This window comes from Rhodanobacter thiooxydans (assembly GCF_030291135.1).
GTDB lineage: Bacteria > Pseudomonadota > Gammaproteobacteria > Xanthomonadales > Rhodanobacteraceae > Rhodanobacter > Rhodanobacter thiooxydans_A.
Map to the genome: position 1 here is coordinate 2578466 of NZ_CP127409.1, position 18884 is coordinate 2597349.

An 18884-nucleotide genomic window follows, 5' to 3' on the forward strand; every position below is an offset into this window, starting at 1 on the left:
CGGCATCCCGATGGACCATGACACGCACGACTCGCGCATTCGCCAGTTGGTGATCGTGGGCGGCGGCACCGCCGGCTGGATGGCGGCGGCGCTGCTCGCCAAGGCGCTCGGCACGGGTGTTGCCATCCGCCTGATCGAATCAGCCGAGATCGGCACCGTCGGCGTGGGCGAGGCCACCATTCCGCAGATCCGCCACATCAACCGCTTCCTCGGCATCGACGAGGACGAGCTGCTGCGCTTCGCGCACGGCACCTACAAACTGGGCGTGCAGCTCAACGGCTTCGGCCGGCTCGGCGATTCCTACCTGCACGCTTTCGGCGACCTCGGCCTGCCGCTGGGGCTGACTCCGTTCCATCACTACTGGCTGCGTGCCGTGCAGGAACGCGGCCATGCGGACGCACAGGGGCTGTGGGCGTACTCGCTCAACGCCGCGGCGGCCGCCGAGAACCGTTTCGCGCCGCTGGAAAAAGTCCCGGACAGCCCGCTCGGCGGCATCCGCTACGCCTACCACTTCGACGCCTCGCGCTACGCCCAGTACCTGCGCGAACACATCGCGCCCGGCGCGGTGCAGCGCATCGAGGGCAAGGTGGTGGACGTGCGCCTGCGCGAGGGCGACGGTTTCATCGAATCGCTGCAGCTGGACAACGGCGAGATCGTCGAAGGCGACTTCTTCATCGACTGCTCCGGCTTCCGCGGCCTGCTGATCGAGGGCACGCTGAAAACCGGCTACGAAAACTGGCAGCAGTGGCTGCCCTGCGACCGCGCGCTGGCCGTGGCCAGCGCGTCGGGCGGCCCGATGCGCCCGTACACCCAGGCCAGCGCGCGCACCGCCGGCTGGCAGTGGCGCATCCCGCTGCGCCACCGCGTGGGTAACGGCCACGTGTACTGCAGCCGCTTCATCAGCGATGACGAGGCCGCCGCGCAACTCGTGGCGAACCTGGAGACCGAAGCGCTGGGCGAGCCGCGCCCGCTGCGTTTCGTCACCGGCATGCGCAAGCTGGCATGGAACCGCAACTGCCTTGCGCTGGGCCTGGCCGCCGGCTTCATGGAGCCGCTGGAGTCGACCAGCATCCACCTGGTGCAGTCCGGCGTCAGCCGCCTGCTGACGATGTTCCCCGACCGCCACTGCGACCCGCAGCTGGTCGACGAGTACAACCGGCAGACCCGCTTCGAGTACGAGCACGTGCGCGACTTGCTGATCCTGCATTACAAGGCCACCGAACGCACCGACACGCCGTTCTGGCAGCAGTGCGGCGCGATGGAGATCCCGCCGTCACTGCAACGCCGCATCGAACTGTTCCGCCGCACCGGCATGATCTTCCGCGAGGCCGACGAACTGTTCACCGAGACCGGCTGGCTGCAGGTGCTGCTGGGCCAGCGCATCGAACCGCAGCGCCACCACCCGCTGGCCGACGCGCTGACCGAAGGACAACTGGACGGCTTCCTCGCCGACATCCGCACCCTGGTCGGCCGCGCAAAGAACACGCTGCCGCCGCATCACGAATTCGTGGCACGCGCGGCCGGCAGCCTCGCCGCATGAGCGCCGCAGCGGCGCGCCACCCTTGCCGGAGCCACCCATGATCCGACGCATCGCTTCATCGCTGCTGTTCACCCTGCCCCTCGCCCTGCTGGCACCGGCCAGCGCCGCGCCGGTCGCCGCCGTGCCCGCCACCGCCGCGGCAGCAGCACCCTCCGGTGTCTGGTACGAGATCTTCGTACGCAGCTGGGTCGACACCAACGGCGACGGCATCGGCGACCTGAACGGCGTCACCGCCAGGCTCGACTATCTCAAGTCGCTTGGCGTCAGCGGCATCTGGCTGATGCCGATCAACCCCTCGCCGAGCTACCACGGCTACGACGTCACCGATTACTACAACGTCAATCCGCAGTACGGCACGCTGGCCGATTTCCGCCGCCTGACGGCAGCGGCGCACCAGCGCGGCATCCGCGTGATCATCGACATGGTGATCAACCACACCAGCGACCGGAGCCCCTGGTTCAAGGCCGCGCCGGACCCGGCCAGCCCCTACCACGACTGGTACACCTGGGCCGGCCCCTACACCGACCTGGAAAGCGGCAGCGCCGCCGGCAGCCGCGCCTGGCACGCCGCCGGCCTGCAGCACTACCTGGGCATCTTCACCGGCGAGATGCCGGACCTGAATTACGACAACGCGGCGGTGCGCGGCGAGATGATCAAGGCCGGCCAGTTCTGGCTGAAGCAGGGCGCGGACGGCTTCCGCCTCGACGCCGCGCGCCACATCTACGAGAACTTTCCCTGGGACGTGGACGATCCTGCCGCGCTGGCGAAGAACCTCGCCTGGTGGAACGAATACCGCCGCGGCCTCGACGCGGTGAATCCGCACACCTATTTGGTGGGCGAGGTGACGCAGCCCGCGGCCACCGACCTTGCACCGTACCTGAAGCCGCTGGACGCGGTGTTCAACTTCCCGCTGGCGGCACAGCTGATCGACGCGGCCAGAAGCGAGCGCAACCTCGGCGTCGGACCCACGCTCGATCGCACCTATGCCGCCTATGAAGCCGTGGGCGGCGTCGCAATCAAGGACGCGCCGTTCCTTTCCAACCACGACCAGGAGCGCGTGATGAGCCAGCTCGATAGCAACCTGCAACACATGCGCACCGCCGCGGCGATGCTGCTCACGCTGCCGGGCGAGCCGTACATCTATTACGGCGAAGAGCTGGGCACGCGGGGCAGGAAGCCCGACCCGGCACTGCGCGAACCGATGCGCTGGCAGCGCTCGACGAAAGCCCCGGGCGAGACCACCTGGGAGGCGACCGATGCGGCCAATGGCGCCGCGGTCTCGGTCGAGGCCCAGCGCGCCGATCCGCATTCCCTGCTCAACCTCTACACGCAGCTGATCCACTGGCGCAGCGAGCTGCCCGCGCTGCGCGACGGCGGTTTCCGCGCCTATCCCGAAGCCAGCGACCACCTGGTGGCGTGGCAGCGCACCGATCCGCACGGCAGCGTGCTGGTGGTGCACAACCTGTGCGGCCAGACGCAGACGATGGCGCTGGACGTGCCGGGTGCGCCGCACTTCGGTCGCGTGCTGAAACAGACCGGCCCCGGCGCCGCGATCCACGGCGACACGCTCAGCGTGCCGGCCTACACCAGCGTGGTGCTGCAGTGATGGGCCGGCGTACACTCGCCGCCGCGTTGGCCACGAGCCTGCTGCTGGCCGTGCCGGCCCATGCCGCAAGGACCGCCGTACTCGCCAATCCAGGCGTCGACGACGGCAGCGTGACGTTCCGGCTACCGCACGAGACATTGTCGATCCAGCTCGCCGGCCAGGGCGTCGTGCACGTGCGTGCGCTGCCCGACGGCGCGGACGACAGGCCCACGCTGGTGATGGACCCGGTCGCACCACCCGAAACGAAGTCGCAGGTCCGTCATCAGGACGGCGACCTGATCCTGGTCGGCAGCCGACTGACGGCGACCTGGCGCAAGGGTGGCAACACGCTGGAACTACGCGATACGCAGCACAAGCTGCTGCTCACCCTCGATCTCGCTGCGCTGGCGCAAGGTCAGGTGGTCCTGACCCACGCGCAGGGCGACGCGCTGTACGGCATCGGCGGCTATGACAAGGATGCCGATGCCTCCGCCGGCCTGCTGCGCACCGGCGCGCAGGTCGCCAGGGCCGGCGAGCAGGGCCATGCCGGTGCGCCATTCGTGTGGAGCACGGCGGGCTATGGCGTGCTGGTGGACAGCGACGGCGCGAGCTTTGCGCTGCGTGACGGGCGCATCGCCATCGACGGCCTTTCCAGGACCGCGATGGACGTCTATCTGATGGCCGGCAACCCGCCGCAACTGTTCGGCGAACTGGCCAACCTCAGCGGCCACGCGCCGCTGTTCCCGAAATGGTCGAACGGCTTCATCAACAGCCAGTGGGGCATCGACGAGCCGGAGTTCCGTCGCATCATCGCCACCTACCGTGCCAGGCACATCCCCATCGACGCCTTCACCTTCGACTTCGACTGGAAGGACTGGGGCAAGGACTGGGGCGAGTTCCGCTGGAACGCGGCGAAATTTCCCGACGGCCCCGACGGCAAGCTGAAGGCCGACATGGACAAGCTCGGTGTGCACATGACCGGCATCATGAAGCCGCGCGTGCACGTCGACACCGTGGAGGGCCGCTACGCCACCGCGCACGATCTGTGGCTGCCCGGCGAGAAGGCCAGTCCGGACTACTTCTCGCACTTGCCGGTGAAGGACATCGATTTCGACAAGCCAGCCGCGCGCGCGTGGTGGTTCAACGACGCGCTCAAGCACAGCTTCGACAGCGGCATCGTGGGCTGGTGGAACGACGAGGCCGACACCACGCAAAGCAACACCCAGTTTCTCAACATGCAGCGCGCCACGTATGACGGCCAGCGCGCGCATTCGCCGCTGCGCGTGTGGTCGATCAACCGCAACTTCTGGCTCGGTTCGCAGCGCTATGCCTACGGCCTGTGGTCGGGCGACATTGCCACCGGCTTCGCCAGCATGGCCGCGCAGCGCCCACGCATGCTCAGCGCAATCAACGTGGGCGCGATGCAGTGGGGTATGGACGGCGGCGGCTTCAAGAGCGGCACGCCAACGCCGGAGAACTACGCGCGCTGGGTGGAGTTCGGCGCGTTCACGCCGATCTTCCGCGTGCACGGCGAGTTTGGCCAGAAGCGCCAGCCGTGGGTATACGGCCCGCTCGCCGAGAAGGCCGCCACCGACGCGATCCGCCTGCGCCAGGCGCTGATCCCGTACATCTACAGCTATGAACACGTGCGCCGCACCACCGGCGTGGGCCTGGTACGCCCGCTGCTGTTCAACTGGCCGCAGGACCCGAAGCTGCGCAATGACGTCGACAGCTGGCTGTTCGGCGACTGGCTGCTGGTGTCGCCCGTGGTGGTCGAGGGCCAGACTGCCAAGGACATCTACCTGCCCGCTGGACGCTGGACCGACTGGTTCAGCGGCAAGAGCTACGACGGCGGCCAGACCATCCGCCTGGCAGTCGACAGCAAGACCTGGCGCGACATCCCACTGTTCGTCCGCGAGGGCGCGATCGTCCCCACCCGCGCCGATCCGGTGGACTACGTGGGCGAACGGCCGCTGACCCAGCTCGACGTCGACGTGTTCCCCGCCGCGCAGCGCAGCACGTTCGACTATTACGACGACGACGGCGCCACCTACGGCTACGAGCACGGCGCGTACTTCCTGCAGCCGCTGTCGGTGCAGCGCCAGGGTGCCACGGTGCAACTGGAGATCGGCAAGGCGAGCGGCAGCTTCAAGCCGGCACTGCGTTTCTACCTGCTGAAGATCCACGGCACCGCGGCAGCCAGCGTCGGCCAGCTGAAAGCCTTCGCCGATCTCGCCGCCCTGCAGCACGGCGACGGCGAAGGCTGGGCCCGCGGCCACGACCGCTACGGCGACGTCACCTACGTACGGGTGACGGCAGCGCGTGCCGCGCAAATCACGATCGCCATGTAGGACCGGCCGGCGGTTCAAGGTTTCCTGAAAGCGCAAGAACCCCGGCGTTCCCATGCGGGCACGCCGGATCCACTCACCTGCGGAGGGACGTTCGATGGGCAATCACGGCAACGCGAGACACGGCTCGAAATCCACCCTGGCTTGCGCGCTCGCCGCAGCGCTGGCGCTCTACGCACTGCCGGCCCTCCATGAGCAGGCGCGGGCCGCCAGCAACGACAACAACGTGGAGTGGAGCGGCCTGTTCCACGACCAGGGCCCGTTGTACGACAACCACGTCGAGCCGACTTCCGCGCAGGCGGTCACGCTGACCCTGCGCACGTTCAAGGGCGACATCAGCAGCGCCAACATCAAGTACTACGACAGCGCGGACGGCCTGTTCCACTGGGTGGCGATGAGCTGGACGGCTAACGACGCCACCGGCAATTACGATTTCTGGAAAGGCACCATCCCGGCCAGCGCCTCGAAGAAGTACTACCGCTTCCAGATCAACGACGGCAGCGCCACCGCCTGGCTCAACGCCGCGGGCACCACCTCCGCCGAGCCGTCCTCCGGCGACTTCTTCATCCTCCCAGGCTTCACCACCCCGGCATGGATGAAGAACGGCGTGATGTACCAGGTCTTCCCTGACCGCTTCTACAACGGCGACGCCGGCAACGACGTAACCAACGGCCAGTACACCTACGCGGGCTGCGCCACCGAGAAGCATGCCTGGGGGTCGAGCGTGGTGGCCAACGTCAGCGGCTGCAACACCGCCGTGTTCTTCGGCGGCGACCTGGCCGGCATCGACCAGAAACTGGGCTACATCAAGAACACCGTGGGCGCCGACATCATCTATCTCAACCCGGTCTTCCTCTCGCCGAGCAACCACAAGTACGACACCGAGGACTACATGACGGTGGACCCGGCGTTCGGCAGCAACAGCACGCTGCAGACGCTGAGCGCCGACATCCACAGCACCAGCAACGGACCGAAGGGCTACCTGGTGCTCGACGGCGTGTTCAACCACACCGGCGATACCCACAAGTGGTTCGACCGCTACAACTGGTGGACCAGCATCACCGGCGCCTACGAGTCGCAATCCAGTCCGACCTACGGCTACTACACCTTCCAGAGCTGGCCCAATACCTACTCAGCCTTCTTCGGCTTCTCCAGCATGCCCAAGCTGGATTACGGCGCCAGCGGCTCGGCCGTGCGCAACGCCATCTACGGCAGCACCAGCTCGGTGGTGAAGACTTACCTGGCATCGCCCTATTCGATCGACGGCTGGCGCCTCGATGCGGCGCAGTACCTCGACGCCGGCGGCGGCAACGGCAGCGATACCGCCAACCACCAGATCATGGCCGAGCTGCGCAGCGCGGTGAAATCGGTCAACGCCAACGCCGACATCCTCGGCGAGTTCTGGGGCAACGCCGGTCCGTGGACCGACGGCGGCGACCAGTGGGACGGCGCGATGAACTACGATGGCTTCACCCAGCCGGTATCGGAGTGGATCACCGGCCAGGATTACAGCGGCAATGCGGCGAGCATCCCGGTCTCGCAGTTCGACAGCTGGCTGCACGGCACCCGCGCGAACTACCCGACCAACGTGCAACAGGCGATGAGCAACTTCCTCAGCAGCCACGACATCACCCGCTTCGGCAATCGCGCCGGCGGCGACATCTGGAAAACCTACCTCGCGCTGTTCTTCCAGATGACCTACGTCGGCACGCCCACGATCTATTACGGCGACGAATACGGCATGCAGGGCGGTGCCGACCCGGACAACCGGCGCACCTTCGACTGGACCGTTGGCACTTCGACCAACAGCGCGGTGGCACTGACCCAGAAACTGGTCGCGATCCGCAATGCCTATCCGGCCCTGCGCACCGGCTCGTTCATGACCCTGCTGACCGATGACACCAACAAGCTGTACGCGTACGGCCGCTTCGACGCGACCAACCGCATCGCGGTGGCGCTCAACAACGATTCGGTGACGCACACGGTGACGGTGCCGGTGTGGCAGCTGAGCATGACCAACGGCAGCACCGTCACCGAGCTGATCTCGGGCACGCAGTACACCGTGCAGAACGGCCAGGTCAGCGTGAGCGTGAACGGGCATTACGGGGCGATCCTGGCGCAGTGAACCCGGGCCCGTGGCGGCGACGTGGCAAACGCGCCACGCCGCCGCTGGACGCGGCCCCTTGCGGTGTAGGAAACTCCGCTCGATGTAAACGTTTACATCCTGATGGTTGCAGGCTCCGGCTGCTCCGTCCCCCGCGCCACTCCCACGCGTCGAACAGGATCCCGCCATGACTCGTTCCGCCTCGCTTCGCCACCTGGCCCTGGGCGTTTGTGCGGCCGCCCTGCTGCTCACCGGCACGGCCAGCGCCACGCCACCCGCCACGACCACCAGCCTGAACATCGACGCCAGCGCGCAAGGCACGCCGTTCCCGCATTTCTGGGAACAGATGCTCGGCTCCGGCCGTGCCGCACTCGCGCTGCGCGACGACTACCGCAAGGACCTGGATGCCGTGCACCAGGCTACCGGCGTCGGCTACATCCGCTTCCACGGCATCCTCGACCACGACGTGGGCCTGATCCAGCGCGACGCGCAGGGAAAGATCTCCTACAACTTCTCCTACATCGACCAGATCTACGACGGCCTGCTCGAGCACGGCTTCAAGCCGTTCGTGGAGCTCGGTTTCATGCCGCCGGAACTCACCTCTGATCCCGCCGCGCTGCATCCGTTCTGGTACCACCCGAACATTGCGCCGCCGAAGGACTACGCCGAGTGGGACGCGATGATCGACGCACTGGCCAGGCACCTGGTCGGGCGCTACGGCATCGACGAGGTGGCCAGCTGGTACTTCGAGGTGTGGAACGAGCCGAACATCGGCTTCTGGGTCGGCAAGCCCGCGCAGTCCACCTACTTCACCCTGTACGACCACACCGTGCGCGCGCTCAAGGCGGTCAGCCCGCGCATCCGCGTCGGCGGCCCGGCCACGGCGCAGGCCGCGTGGGCCACCGACTTCCTCGCCCACGTGCACAAGAACAACGTGCCGGTCGACTTCATCAGCACGCACGTCTACGGCGACGACACCGCCGACAACGTGTTCCACACCAGCGAGAAGATCCCGCGCCGCGACATGGTCTGCCGCTCGGTGGACAAAGTGCACAAGGAGATCGCTGCCTCGCCCTATCCGCACCTGCCGCTGATCTTCAGCGAGTACAACGCCAGCTACGCCAACCTGCCCAACGTCACCGACACCGTGTTCATGGGTCCGTGGCTGGCCAACACCATCCGCGAGTGCGCCGGCAAGGTGCAGGCGATGAGCTACTGGTCGTTCTCCGACGTGTTCGAGGAACAGGGTGTGGTGCGCAACCCGTTCTACGGCGGCTTCGGCCTGATCGCCGCCAACCGCATCGCCAAGCCTGCGTTCAACGCGTTCGCGATCCTGCACAAGCTGGGCGACCGCCAGCTGGCGACGAAGTCGGATTCCGCGCTGGTCACCCGCCGCGACGATGGCACCGTCGTCATCGCACTGTGGAACTACGCGCCGCCGGTCGGCGACACCGCCAGCTACACGCCGGGCAAGCCGACCGGCACGCCGAAGCGCTTCGACATCGCGCTGAAGAACCTGCCCGCCGCCGCCCGCGCCACCGTGTGGCGCGTGGACGAAAGCCACGGCAACGCCGTCGCCGCGTTCGACCGCATGGGCCGCCCCGATTCCCCCAGCCGCGCGCAGATCGTGCAACTGCGCGAAGCGGGCAAGCTGGCTGCGCCGGAAACGGTGGACGTGCATGACGGCAAACTCGCGATCGACGTGCCGGTGCAGGGGCTGGTGGTGATCGAGCTGCGTTGAGGCAGCTTCCGCCCAACAGGGCGGGCACGGCCCGCCGCTCCGGTCCCGGCCAAAAGCTGGCGGGCCGTGCCCGCCCTGCGGAACGGCGCTGGTAATGTCGAGGTCGGCATACCGCCCGTTCGCCCATGAATACGTATGCATGGGCTGGTTGCTGCAGTGCGACGCTACCTACCATGCAGGGCTCATCCCGACATCCGTCTGTCGCCGATGTTGCAGCCGCAAATGCGGGACATGCCACGCCGTGACATAACAGCCGCCGGAGAGCCCATGTCGACGACCCACCCGATCCGCAACCCGCTGCAGCTGGCCAGCCGATGCTGAGCCTGCTGCTCGCCGCGGCCATGGCCGCCACCACCGCGCCGGCCTGGCACGACGGCCTTGACTGGCACGGCGTGCACATCGCCATCAGCCGCGACGCGCAGCACAGCTACACGCTGGCATGGCCGTACGGCCAGCGCGTCATTGCAGCGCAGCCGCTCTCCACGGACACCGCCAGCCCCCTGTTCGACGGCCTGTTCGCGATGGCGCAGGACGACCTGGCGCAGGATTCGGTCAGCGCGATCCGCGACGGCGCGTTCGACCACGGCCAGCCGATTCCCTGCCAGTGCTTCGTGACCGGCCTGAAGTGGCCGTACGTGTGGACGCGCGACCTGTCCTACGCGATCGACCTGGGCCTGTGGCGTTTCGACCCCACGCGTTCGCGCAACGGGCTGAAGTTCAAGCTGTCCGGCGTGCGCGTTCCGTCCGCACCGCAGGGCTTGTACGCGATGCAGGACACCGGCTCCGGCGGCAGCTGGCCGATCAGCACCGATCGCGTGGTGTGGTTCCTCGGCGCGCGCCACCTGCTCGATGACAAGGCCTTTGCCGCCGATGTGTACAAGGCGCTGGGCAATACGCTGGCACAGGATCGCCTGTACGCGTTCGACGCCGCGTTCGGCCTGTACCGCGGCGAGACCTCGTTCCTCGACTGGCGCGAGCAGAGCTACCCCGCATGGACGGCGGACCAGGTCACCTTCATCGCGCAGTCCTTTGCGCTGTCCACCAACGTGTTGCACTACCAGGCGCTGCAGCTGGCCGCGAGCCTGGCCGATGCCCACCACGACGCGAAAGCCGCTGCCGCTTACCGCACCAGCGCGGCGGCGCTGAAGGACGCGATCAACGCCCACTTCTGGCGCGCCGATCGCGGCATGTACATGAGCTACATCGGCGGCGATGGCACGCCTTACGACAGCTACGACCTGCTCGGCATCGCGCTGGCGGTCGACAGCGGCGTGGCCGACGGCGAGCGCGCGCGGCAGGCGCTGGCGAACTACCCGGCCTGGCCCGCGGGCAGCCCGGTGATCTGGCCCGAGCGTTCCGACCAGCCGATCTACCACAACCGCGCGATCTGGCCGTTCGTCAGCGCGTACGCGCTGCGCGCCGCGCGCACGACGGAGCAGCCCGCACGCATCGCGCACGAAATCGAATCGGTGATGCGCGGCGCCGCGCTGTACGGTTCCAACATGGAGAACTACGAGCTGCTCACCCAGGGCCAGCACGTGGACGAGGGCAAGCTCAGCGGCCCGGTGGTGAATTCGCCACGCCAGCTGTGGTCGGTGGCGGCCTATCTCGCGGTGGTCACCGAAGGCGTGTTCGGCCTCGACGAAGACGGCAGCGTGCAACCGAAACTGCCGACCTCGCTGGTACCGATGCTGTTCGGCCAGCGCCACGCGATTACGCTCGACCTGCGCAACCGCCGGATCACCCTGCAGCTTCCGGAAAACTACACCGGCAACCTGCTCGTCGCCGGCCGCACCGCCACGCGCGGCACGGCCACCACGGTGATGCTGAAGGCGGTGCAGGTGCCGGACCCGCCGCTGCGCACCGACGCGCCGCTGTACGCACCCGTCGCCCCCGCCGCACCGCTGGCGCGAGCCGATGGCGACGGCTGGAAGATCACGACCGACGGCAAGGTGCGGCTCTACCTCAACGGCCAGGCCTACGGCAGCGTCGACGGTGACGGCCACCTCGCGCGGCAAGCCGGCCTAGCCTGCCTCAGCGCAACGCGCGTGGATGCACACGGCCTGGAATCACTGCACAGCCCCGCCACCTGCGTGGGCGAGGTAACGAAAGTCACCGGCAACTGGCCGCGCACGTGGACGGCACCGGCCAGCGGCAACTATCGCGTCGCGCTCGACTACGCGAACGACCACGGCCCGATCAACACCGGCATCACTGCCGCAGTGAAGATGCTGGTGATCCGCTGCGACGGCAGCGACGAGCAGCGCCTGCCGATCGTGATGCCGCACAGTGTGCGTACGCAGCAGTCCACCTGGGGCAGCTTCACCGCGAAAGCCGGCAGCACCTGCCACTTCGCCCTCGACGACGGATTCAACATGAGCTACCTCGCCCACTTCGCCCACTACACCGCTGACAATGGCAGCGACGGCAACGGCGGCAGCAGCGGCCCGCTGAACCAGGCCGAGGTGCATGCCCTGCTGGTCGCGCCGCTCGCCACCGACCGGGGCACGCCATGAAGGACGGCACGGCCTTGCGCGCCAAACCCGAGCTGTCGTTCTGGCAGATCTGGCACATGTGCTTCGGCTTCCTCGGCATCCAGTTCGGCTTCGCGCTGCAGAACGCCAACGTCAGCCGGATCTTCCAGACGCTGGGCGCGAACGTGGACCAGATCCCGGTGCTGTGGATCGCCGCGCCGTTCACCGGGCTGATCGTGCAGCCGCTCATCGGCTATTTCTCCGACCGTACCTGGAACCGCTTCGGCCGGCGCCGGCCGTACTTCTTCGCCGGCGCGGTGCTGGCCACGCTGGCGCTGCTGGCGATGCCGAACTCACCCACGCTGTGGCTCGCGGCGGGCCTGCTGTGGATCATGGATGCCTCGTTCAACGTGTCGATGGAGCCGTTCCGCGCCTTCGTCGGCGACCAGCTGCCGCCGAAGCAGCGGCCGCTGGGCTACGCGATGCAAAGTGTGTTCATCGGCGTGGGCGCGGTGGTCGCCTCGTTCCTGCCCTACGTGCTCACCCACTTCGGCGTGGCCAACACCGCGCCGGCCGGCGAAGTGCCGCACTCGGTGAAGTACGCCTTCTACGCCGGCGCGTTCGTGCTGCTTGGCGCGATGCTGTGGACCATCCTCGGTACCCGCGAGTACCCGCCGGAGCAACTGGAGTCGTTCTCCGACAACCGCGTCGAAGAGGCGCCCGGCAGCGTTGCCGGCGCGTGGAAGATCGGCACGCTGTTCCTGGTGCTGGGGCTGGTGCTGCTGGGCCTGATCGGCCAGTTCGCGCTGGAGAAAGAGCTGTACCTGCTGGCCGGTGGCCTGGCCGGCTTCGGCGCACTGTTCGTGTGGCTCAGCCAAACCCGCAGCAACGGCGCGCTGCGCCACATCATGGGCGACCTGCACGGCATGCCGCTGCCGATGCGCCGGCTGAACTGGGTGCAGTTCTTCTCCTGGTTCGCGATGTTCGCCATGTGGATCAACACCACCTCGGCGGTGTCGCAAACCTTCTACGGCTCCAGCGACACCACCTCGGTTGCCTACAACGAGGGCGCCAACTGGGCCGGCGTGCTGATGGGCACTTACAACGGCGTGGGCGTGCTGGCCGCGATCCTGATCCCGCTGCTGGTGCGCGCCTGCGGGCTGCGCATGAGCCACCTGGTCAATCTGTGGCTGGGCGGGCTCGGCCTGCTGTCGTTCCTGGTGATCCGCGACCCGCACTGGCTGATCGCCTCGATGGTGGGTGTGGGCTTCGCCTGGGCTTCGATCCTCTCGCTGCCCTACGCGATGCTGTCGGACAATCTGCCGGCGGCGAAGATGGGCGTGTACATGGGCATCTTCAATTTCTTCATTGTGATCCCGCAGCTGCTCGCCGCCAGCGTGCTGGGCGTGCTGCTGAAACTGTTCTTCCACAACCAGCCGATCTGGGCGCTGGGCCTGGGCGGCGTGAGCCTGCTGATCGCCGGGCTGTGCACGCTGCGCGTGCCGAAGCCCGAGACCACCGCGTAACCGGCGCGCCCGCGCCACGTCCCGCTCCACGGAACCCGAACCATGCCGACGCTCCGCCTGCTTTCCGCCCTCGTCGCCACGCTGGCCTGCGGCCTCGCATACGCGGCCACGCCGGGCGGGGCGCCCGAATTCGTCGGCACCGACGCGCCGTTCGCCTCCAACGCGATCTACTTCGTGATGACCGATCGCTTCGTCAACGGCGACCCGTCGAACGACCACCGCGACCAGGGCGGCGCGCACCGCACCTTCGACATCCCGGTGCCCGGCGCGCCCAAGGGCGAAAGCGCGAACATCGGCTACCTCGGCGGCGACTTCAAGGGCGTGCTGGACAATGCCGGCTACATCCGCGGCATGGGCTTTGGCGCGGTGTGGATCACCCCGATCGTGGACAACCCCGACGAGGCGTTCACCGGCGGCGACCCGGTGAGCTGGGGCTCGAAGTTCACCGACCGCGGCAAGACTGGCTTCCACGGCTACTGGGGCGTCAACTTCTACAAGCTCGACGAGCACCTGCCCAGCAAGAACCTCGACTTCCGCCAGTTCACCACGGCGATGCACCGCTCGGGGCTGAAGGTGGTGCAGGACATCGTGGCCAACCACGGTTCGCCCGCCTTCAGCATGCCGGTGCGCCAGCCGCAGTTCGGCCAGATTTTCGACAAGGACGGCAAGCTCGTCGCCGACGAACAGAACCTGCCGCCATACCAGCTCGATCCCGCACGCAACCCGCTGCACCGCTTCTACCACGCCTACGACGACCTGGTGCAGCTGTCCAACAACGACGACCAGAGCCCGGCCGTGCTCGATTACTTCGTCGGCGCCTACACGCAGTGGGCCGACCAGGGTGCCGACGCCTTCCGCATCGACACCATCAGCCACATGTCCACCACGTTCTGGAAGCAGTTCAGCGCGCGCATCCGCGCGAAGCATCCGGGCTTCTTCATGTTCGGCGAGGCGTTCGACTACAGCCCCGACAACATCGGCCAGTACACCTGGCCGCAGAACGGCGCCATCAGCGTGCTCGACTTCCCGCTGCGCGGGCGCATCGCCGAAGTGTTCGAGCACCCCGGCAGCGACTACGCCCACCTGCTCGACCGTCTGTATCTCACCAACGGCCCGTACCAGAATCCATACGAACTGGTCACCTTCTACGACAACCACGACATGGCCCGCCTCGCCGCCAGCGACAACGGCTTCATCGACGCCAACAACTGGCTGTTCACCGCCCGCGGCATCCCCGCCATCTACTACGGCTCGGAAACCGGCTTCGAGCGCGGCAAGGCCGAGCACCAGGGCAACCGCAACTACTACGGCCAGCAACGCATCGACGCCGCGCCGCAAAGCCCGATCTACCAGCAGCTCAAGCGCATCGCCCAGCTGCGCGAGAAGACCCCGGCGCTGCAGCGCGGCCTGATGCTGCCGGTCCATTTCGCCGGCAACCAGGCCGCGTTCTACCGCGTGTACCAGCAAGGCGACACCCACCAGATCGCACTGGTGCTGCTCAACAAGGGCGATACCACCGCGTCATTCGACATCGCCGACTACCTGCAGCCCGGCCACTGGACACCGGCGCTCGGCGGCGCCGCGATCGACGTGGCCGAAGGCGGCAGCCTGCACGCCAGCGTCCCTGCACATGACGTGCAGGTCTACCTGCTGGATGCCACGGCAAAGCGCGCGGACCTGGTGGCGGAGCTGACGCGGCTGATGCAGGAGCGGGGGCATCCGGCGCACTGATCCAACCGATTCAATACTGCGGGATCAGGCAACCGGATCAGGTGGCAACAAGAAGCTGATAGATTGATTTTTCAGGCTTGGCGCAACGATGCGTGCCTCGATGGCATGGGGTAGGCTGCGGGATTAGACTGCGCTTTGAAATCTACTTAGCGTTAGGCAGCATGGACAGTGCTATGCCCGTCGAAGAACCATCGCTTAGCCATGCGCAAATCCAAGCTGAAGTGTGGAAGCGACTTGAGAAATACAAGGCGCTCAATTTCTTCGAGCAATTTGCAATGTTCATGGGTCTAGCCCAAGCCTTCGAGATCAGCCTTAAGCAACTTCTCCATCGCAAATACGGTGTGGAATTTGAGAGCCTCGAACGCACCACTCTAGGTCAGGCAGCGCACCAGTTAAAAGATCGTGGTCTACGCCCGGACTTCTGTGCGCTGCTAGACAGCGTTGTGAGCTATCGCAATCACATCGCTCACTCTCTTCTCGCCAACCAAATCATGCTCCAGTCATTGGGTGTTGGTGATGCGTGCTTCGAGCACCGAGAGCTTGAGAAGGGCATTTTCGAGTTGGAGCAGCTTTGGCTTCTCTTTGAATGGACGGAAAAGCCCAATGCTTGGGGCTGAAGGCTTGATGTCTAACAGTCCATTTCAATTGGATGGCTGCGCCGCCGCTCAATTCAAGCCTTAGGCCGGTATGTTCAAAGATGCTTCTAACTGCGGAATTGTGGCTACGGAGTACTCGCCAAGGTATCGCCGCTTCTCGCTCACACTCCAACCACAGGACGGTGGGCCCGAATTCCGTGTCGGCTTCACAGACGTAGCAGCCTATCGGTTCGACAACTTTTGCTCAGATGTCATCGTCACGGTCAGTCCAACTCCACTCGGCGTCATCGTCGCTAACGACTGGCAACAATTTCTCGTAGCCGATCAATCCGGCCTTTGGCCAGGCCCACTACCCCGGCCCCACTCAGTAGTTGCTGTGGCATCACGCTTGGACCTTCGTGGTTTTACGATCTCCCTGGCCTCAGGAGCGTGCGCGTGGGCAATAAGCAAAGATTTCGTGCTACTAGGCCGTCGAGCGCGCGCCTAACCACCCACGCAAGTGGGCGTGCGCATCACGCACGGTTTAATTCAGGCGCTAGGCGGCAAAAGGCGTCATGGACATTTTCTACTTTCCAATCGCGGGGACACAGATGAGACGCCTTCTTCTGGTTGCACTACTCGCAATCTCGTTCACGGCCAGCGCCATCGTCATTCGTAGCGACGTCAACGATGCCGAGTATCGAGTCCCGGCTTCGGCATTCCCCGCGCTGGTCGACATGCCGGGTGAGGGGCACGGTGTCCTGATTGCGCCTCGGTGGGTGTTAACCGCAGCGCACGCGGCGCCCATGCAAATGGAAGGCATGGAACACGAAGTATCCATCGGCGGTGTGGCGCGCAAGGTCAAACGTGTCATCACCTATCCCGGCTACAAGAAGCTGCCCAACCCGTTGGTCGAGGAAGCCCTGGCATCTGGCGATCTCTCCAGGGTGCACGCATTTCTTGCATCATCCGATGACATCGCGCTGATCGAACTTGCATCGCCGGTGACGGATGTGATTCCTGCGCCTCTCTATCGCGGGAACAAGGAAGCGGGGATGACCGTGCAGCTCGTGGGCAAGGGCGCCACCGGCAATGGCGTCGATGGCCAGGATCCCCACAGCCCGCATCGGACTGTGCTGCGCCGTGCCTTCAACGTGATCGAAGGTGCCGACGCGCGCTATGTCTGGTATCGCTTTGACCCGCCGCCATCCGCCTTGCCGCTTGAAGGCATCACGGGGAGCGGCGACAGCGGCGGCCCCTTGTTCATCGAGAACGGGGATTCAAGGCAACTCGTCGGCCTGGCCTCCTGGGGCAAGTATCCGGCAGGCCATCCATTCTGGGGCAGATGGGCACCGGGTCGCCAATTCGTGGAAGGTCTCTATGGCGAAATCCTGTACGGCGTCCGCGTCTCACGCTACATCCGATGGATAGATGGCGTGATATCAGGGCCCGCGAATGCTCATACCGGGCTTCAGCCGGCGGAGGGTGGCAACGCCGCGGGAGACTCCCCTTCGCCCCCAGGTGCGTAACGCTTTGCGCCTCGACGCCTGCAGCATCGAATATCGCCGGACCACGTTTCACCCACACACCAGGCACTCGCGGGAGACCCCGTTGCCCGTCATCCGACCAGCCACTCCCAGTGACGCAGAACCGCTCTCGCGGCTTGCCGAAGCGACCTTCCGCAGCACCTTCGGCGCGGCGAATACGCGCGAAGACATGGACCTCCACTGCCGCACCAGTTACGGCGCGGCAATCCAGTCAGGTGAGATTGCCGACCCGCGTATGCTGACCCTGCTGAGCGATGGCGATGAAGGGCTGGTCGGGTTTGCCCAGCTGCGCTGGGGTGATGCTCCGAAATGTGTCGCGGCCGAATCCCCGGGCGAGATCCAACGGCTGTATGTTGCCGATGCGTGGCATGGCAAGGGCATCGCGCAGGGCCTCATGCACGCCTGCACCGAAGCATTGCAGGCACGCGGCTCGGACGTGGCCTGGCTGGGCGTATGGGAGCACAACCCGAGGGCAATCTCGTTCTACCGGAAGTGTGGCTTCGTCGAGGTCGGCGACCATGTTTTTCCGCTGGGCAGCGATCCGCAGCGGGATATCGTCATGGCACGATCCATCGCAGGCGCACCGTCGAACATCACACCACAACGCGAGACATCGGGAGAACGACGATGAACTACAGAGGCAGCTGCCACTGCGGCAGGGTGGCATTCGAGGTGGAAGGCGAGATCGGGGAGGCGCTGGCGTGCAACTGCTCGATCTGCCAGCGCAAGGGTTCGCTGCTGTGGTTCGTTCCGCGCGAGAAACTTCACCTGCTCTCGCCCGAGGACGCGGCCAGCAGCTACACGTTCAACCAGCACGCCATCAGGCACCGCTTCTGCCCGGTCTGCGGCATGCATCCGTACGGCGAAGGCACGGATCCGAAGGGCAACGCGATGGCCGCGATCAACATCCGCTGCATCGAGGACATCGAGCTTTCGGCCATCCCGGTGCGGCAGTACGATGGCCGTTCGCGATGAAATGGCCGGGCCGGCCCCTGCTTCCACGGAACGGCCAGTAGCCGCCCGCGAAGCCATGCACCGCGCACCACACAACGAGGTGAACCCATGCGCCACCTGATCACATTCGCCATCTTCCTCGCGGCCGTCGCCGCCTATGCCCTCGGCCTCGGCCCGCTGTTCTTCGGCGCGCCGCTGGTCGGCAGCGTGCTGGTGCTCGCCGGCGTGCTGTTCGAGCTGGCGTTCTGGCTGCGGTTGTTCCGCCGGGCGCACCCAGCATCCACGTCGACAGGCAAATGAACCGGCGCGAATAACCGATGGACACGAACGACCCGGCCTACGCCGTCGTCCACGCCACCCCGAGCGCCAGCATCTACAACGCCCTGCGCACCGGCGCGGGACTCAGCGCGAAGAGCGATGAGGCCGCCGCGCGCGGGCTGCCGGGCTCGCTGTTCGCGGTGCAGATCCTGCATCGCGGCGAGCCGATCGGCATGGGCCGCGTGATCGGGGACGGCGGGTGCTTCTATCAGGTGGTGGACATCGCGGTGCTGCCCGAACACCAGGGCAAGGGACTGGGCAAGCGCGTCATGCAGGAGATCATGGGCTACCTCGACGCGAACGTGCCGCCCGGCGGCTACGTCAGCCTGATCGCGGACGGCAAGGCGCAGGAGCTGTACGCCCGGTTCGGTTTCGTACCGACCGCGCCGGCCGGCGTCGGCATGGCATACCGGACCGGGAGCGTGCGGCCGGCGAGCTGAC

At 66.4% G+C, this 18884-nt stretch carries 14 protein-coding genes; all 14 read left to right on the plus strand.

Features of this window, described 5'->3' with window-relative positions:
- Nucleotides 1-10 precede the first annotated feature (10 nt).
- The 14 genes from QQA13_RS11995 (at nt 11) to QQA13_RS12060 (ending at nt 18883) form a co-directional block, all read left to right on the plus strand.
- Complete coding sequence (locus QQA13_RS11995) at nt 11-1540, plus strand: tryptophan halogenase family protein (protein ID WP_108470775.1); 1530 nt, start codon at nt 11-13, stop codon at nt 1538-1540.
- 37 nt (nt 1541-1577) lie between these two features.
- A complete protein-coding gene (locus tag QQA13_RS12000; protein WP_108470776.1) occupies nt 1578-3146 on the plus strand; it encodes an alpha-amylase family glycosyl hydrolase in 1569 nt (522 codons plus the stop codon).
- A complete protein-coding gene (locus QQA13_RS12005; protein ID WP_108470777.1) occupies nt 3146-5476 on the plus strand; it encodes a TIM-barrel domain-containing protein in 2331 nt (776 codons plus the stop codon). The genes QQA13_RS12000 and QQA13_RS12005 overlap by 1 nt, the downstream gene beginning before the upstream one ends.
- Nucleotides 5477-5570: 94 nt before the next feature.
- On the plus strand, nt 5571-7598 hold the full coding sequence (locus QQA13_RS12010; protein WP_108470778.1) for a glycoside hydrolase family 13 protein: 2028 nt from the start codon (nt 5571-5573) through the stop codon (nt 7596-7598).
- A gap of 166 nt (nt 7599-7764) precedes the next feature.
- The gene (locus QQA13_RS12015) at nt 7765-9318 is read left to right on the plus strand and encodes a GH39 family glycosyl hydrolase (RefSeq protein ID WP_108470779.1); all 1554 of its coding nucleotides are present in this window, start codon (nt 7765-7767) and stop codon (nt 9316-9318) included.
- Between the two features lie 314 nt (nt 9319-9632).
- On the plus strand, nt 9633-11834 hold the full coding sequence (locus QQA13_RS12020) for a Six-hairpin glycosidase-like protein (RefSeq protein ID WP_108470780.1): 2202 nt from the start codon (nt 9633-9635) through the stop codon (nt 11832-11834).
- Nucleotides 11831-13318: an MFS transporter gene (locus tag QQA13_RS12025; protein ID WP_108470781.1), complete on the plus strand. Its 1488-nt coding sequence runs from the start codon at nt 11831-11833 to the stop codon at nt 13316-13318. The genes QQA13_RS12020 and QQA13_RS12025 overlap by 4 nt, the downstream gene beginning before the upstream one ends.
- A gap of 42 nt (nt 13319-13360) precedes the next feature.
- A complete protein-coding gene (locus QQA13_RS12030; protein ID WP_108470782.1) occupies nt 13361-15049 on the plus strand; it encodes an alpha-amylase family glycosyl hydrolase in 1689 nt (562 codons plus the stop codon).
- A 173-nt stretch (nt 15050-15222) separates the two neighbouring features.
- Nucleotides 15223-15666 (plus strand): hypothetical protein, encoded by a 444-nt coding sequence (locus QQA13_RS12035; protein WP_159082161.1) that lies wholly within the window; start codon nt 15223-15225, stop codon nt 15664-15666.
- A 569-nt stretch (nt 15667-16235) separates the two neighbouring features.
- Nucleotides 16236-17153, plus strand: a complete 918-nt coding sequence (locus QQA13_RS12040; RefSeq protein WP_108470963.1) for a S1 family peptidase — start codon at nt 16236-16238, stop codon at nt 17151-17153.
- Nucleotides 17154-17235: 82 nt separating this feature from the next.
- Complete coding sequence (locus QQA13_RS12045; protein WP_108470964.1) at nt 17236-17802, plus strand: GNAT family N-acetyltransferase; 567 nt, start codon at nt 17236-17238, stop codon at nt 17800-17802.
- Nucleotides 17799-18146 (plus strand): GFA family protein, encoded by a 348-nt coding sequence (locus tag QQA13_RS12050; RefSeq protein WP_108470784.1) that lies wholly within the window; start codon nt 17799-17801, stop codon nt 18144-18146. Before QQA13_RS12045 ends, QQA13_RS12050 begins: the two co-directional genes overlap by 4 nt.
- A gap of 87 nt (nt 18147-18233) precedes the next feature.
- Nucleotides 18234-18425 (plus strand): glycosyl transferase family 39, encoded by a 192-nt coding sequence (locus QQA13_RS12055; RefSeq protein ID WP_108470785.1) that lies wholly within the window; start codon nt 18234-18236, stop codon nt 18423-18425.
- A gap of 17 nt (nt 18426-18442) precedes the next feature.
- Nucleotides 18443-18883 (plus strand): GNAT family N-acetyltransferase, encoded by a 441-nt coding sequence (locus QQA13_RS12060; protein WP_108470786.1) that lies wholly within the window; start codon nt 18443-18445, stop codon nt 18881-18883.
- The last annotated feature ends 1 nt before the right edge of the window (nt 18884 follow it).

What these genes read in the sequence shown, in the direction of transcription:
- QQA13_RS12020 (WP_108470780.1), top strand. Translation starts at nt 9,633, where the DNA reads ATGCTGAGCCTGCTGCTCGCCGCGGCCATGGCCGCCACCACCGCGCCG.
- QQA13_RS12000 (WP_108470776.1), top strand. Translation starts at nt 1,578, where the DNA reads ATGATCCGACGCATCGCTTCATCGCTGCTGTTCACCCTGCCCCTCGCC.
- QQA13_RS12030 (WP_108470782.1), top strand. Translation starts at nt 13,361, where the DNA reads ATGCCGACGCTCCGCCTGCTTTCCGCCCTCGTCGCCACGCTGGCCTGC.
- QQA13_RS12035 (WP_159082161.1), top strand. Translation starts at nt 15,223, where the DNA reads ATGCCCGTCGAAGAACCATCGCTTAGCCATGCGCAAATCCAAGCTGAA.
- QQA13_RS12025 (WP_108470781.1), top strand. Translation starts at nt 11,831, where the DNA reads ATGAAGGACGGCACGGCCTTGCGCGCCAAACCCGAGCTGTCGTTCTGG.
- QQA13_RS12040 (WP_108470963.1), top strand. Translation starts at nt 16,236, where the DNA reads ATGAGACGCCTTCTTCTGGTTGCACTACTCGCAATCTCGTTCACGGCC.
- QQA13_RS12055 (WP_108470785.1), top strand. Translation starts at nt 18,234, where the DNA reads ATGCGCCACCTGATCACATTCGCCATCTTCCTCGCGGCCGTCGCCGCC.
- QQA13_RS12050 (WP_108470784.1), top strand. Translation starts at nt 17,799, where the DNA reads ATGAACTACAGAGGCAGCTGCCACTGCGGCAGGGTGGCATTCGAGGTG.
- QQA13_RS12060 (WP_108470786.1), top strand. Translation starts at nt 18,443, where the DNA reads ATGGACACGAACGACCCGGCCTACGCCGTCGTCCACGCCACCCCGAGC.
- QQA13_RS11995 (WP_108470775.1), top strand. Translation starts at nt 11, where the DNA reads ATGGACCATGACACGCACGACTCGCGCATTCGCCAGTTGGTGATCGTG.
- QQA13_RS12015 (WP_108470779.1), top strand. Translation starts at nt 7,765, where the DNA reads ATGACTCGTTCCGCCTCGCTTCGCCACCTGGCCCTGGGCGTTTGTGCG.
- QQA13_RS12010 (WP_108470778.1), top strand. Translation starts at nt 5,571, where the DNA reads ATGGGCAATCACGGCAACGCGAGACACGGCTCGAAATCCACCCTGGCT.
- QQA13_RS12005 (WP_108470777.1), top strand. Translation starts at nt 3,146, where the DNA reads ATGGGCCGGCGTACACTCGCCGCCGCGTTGGCCACGAGCCTGCTGCTG.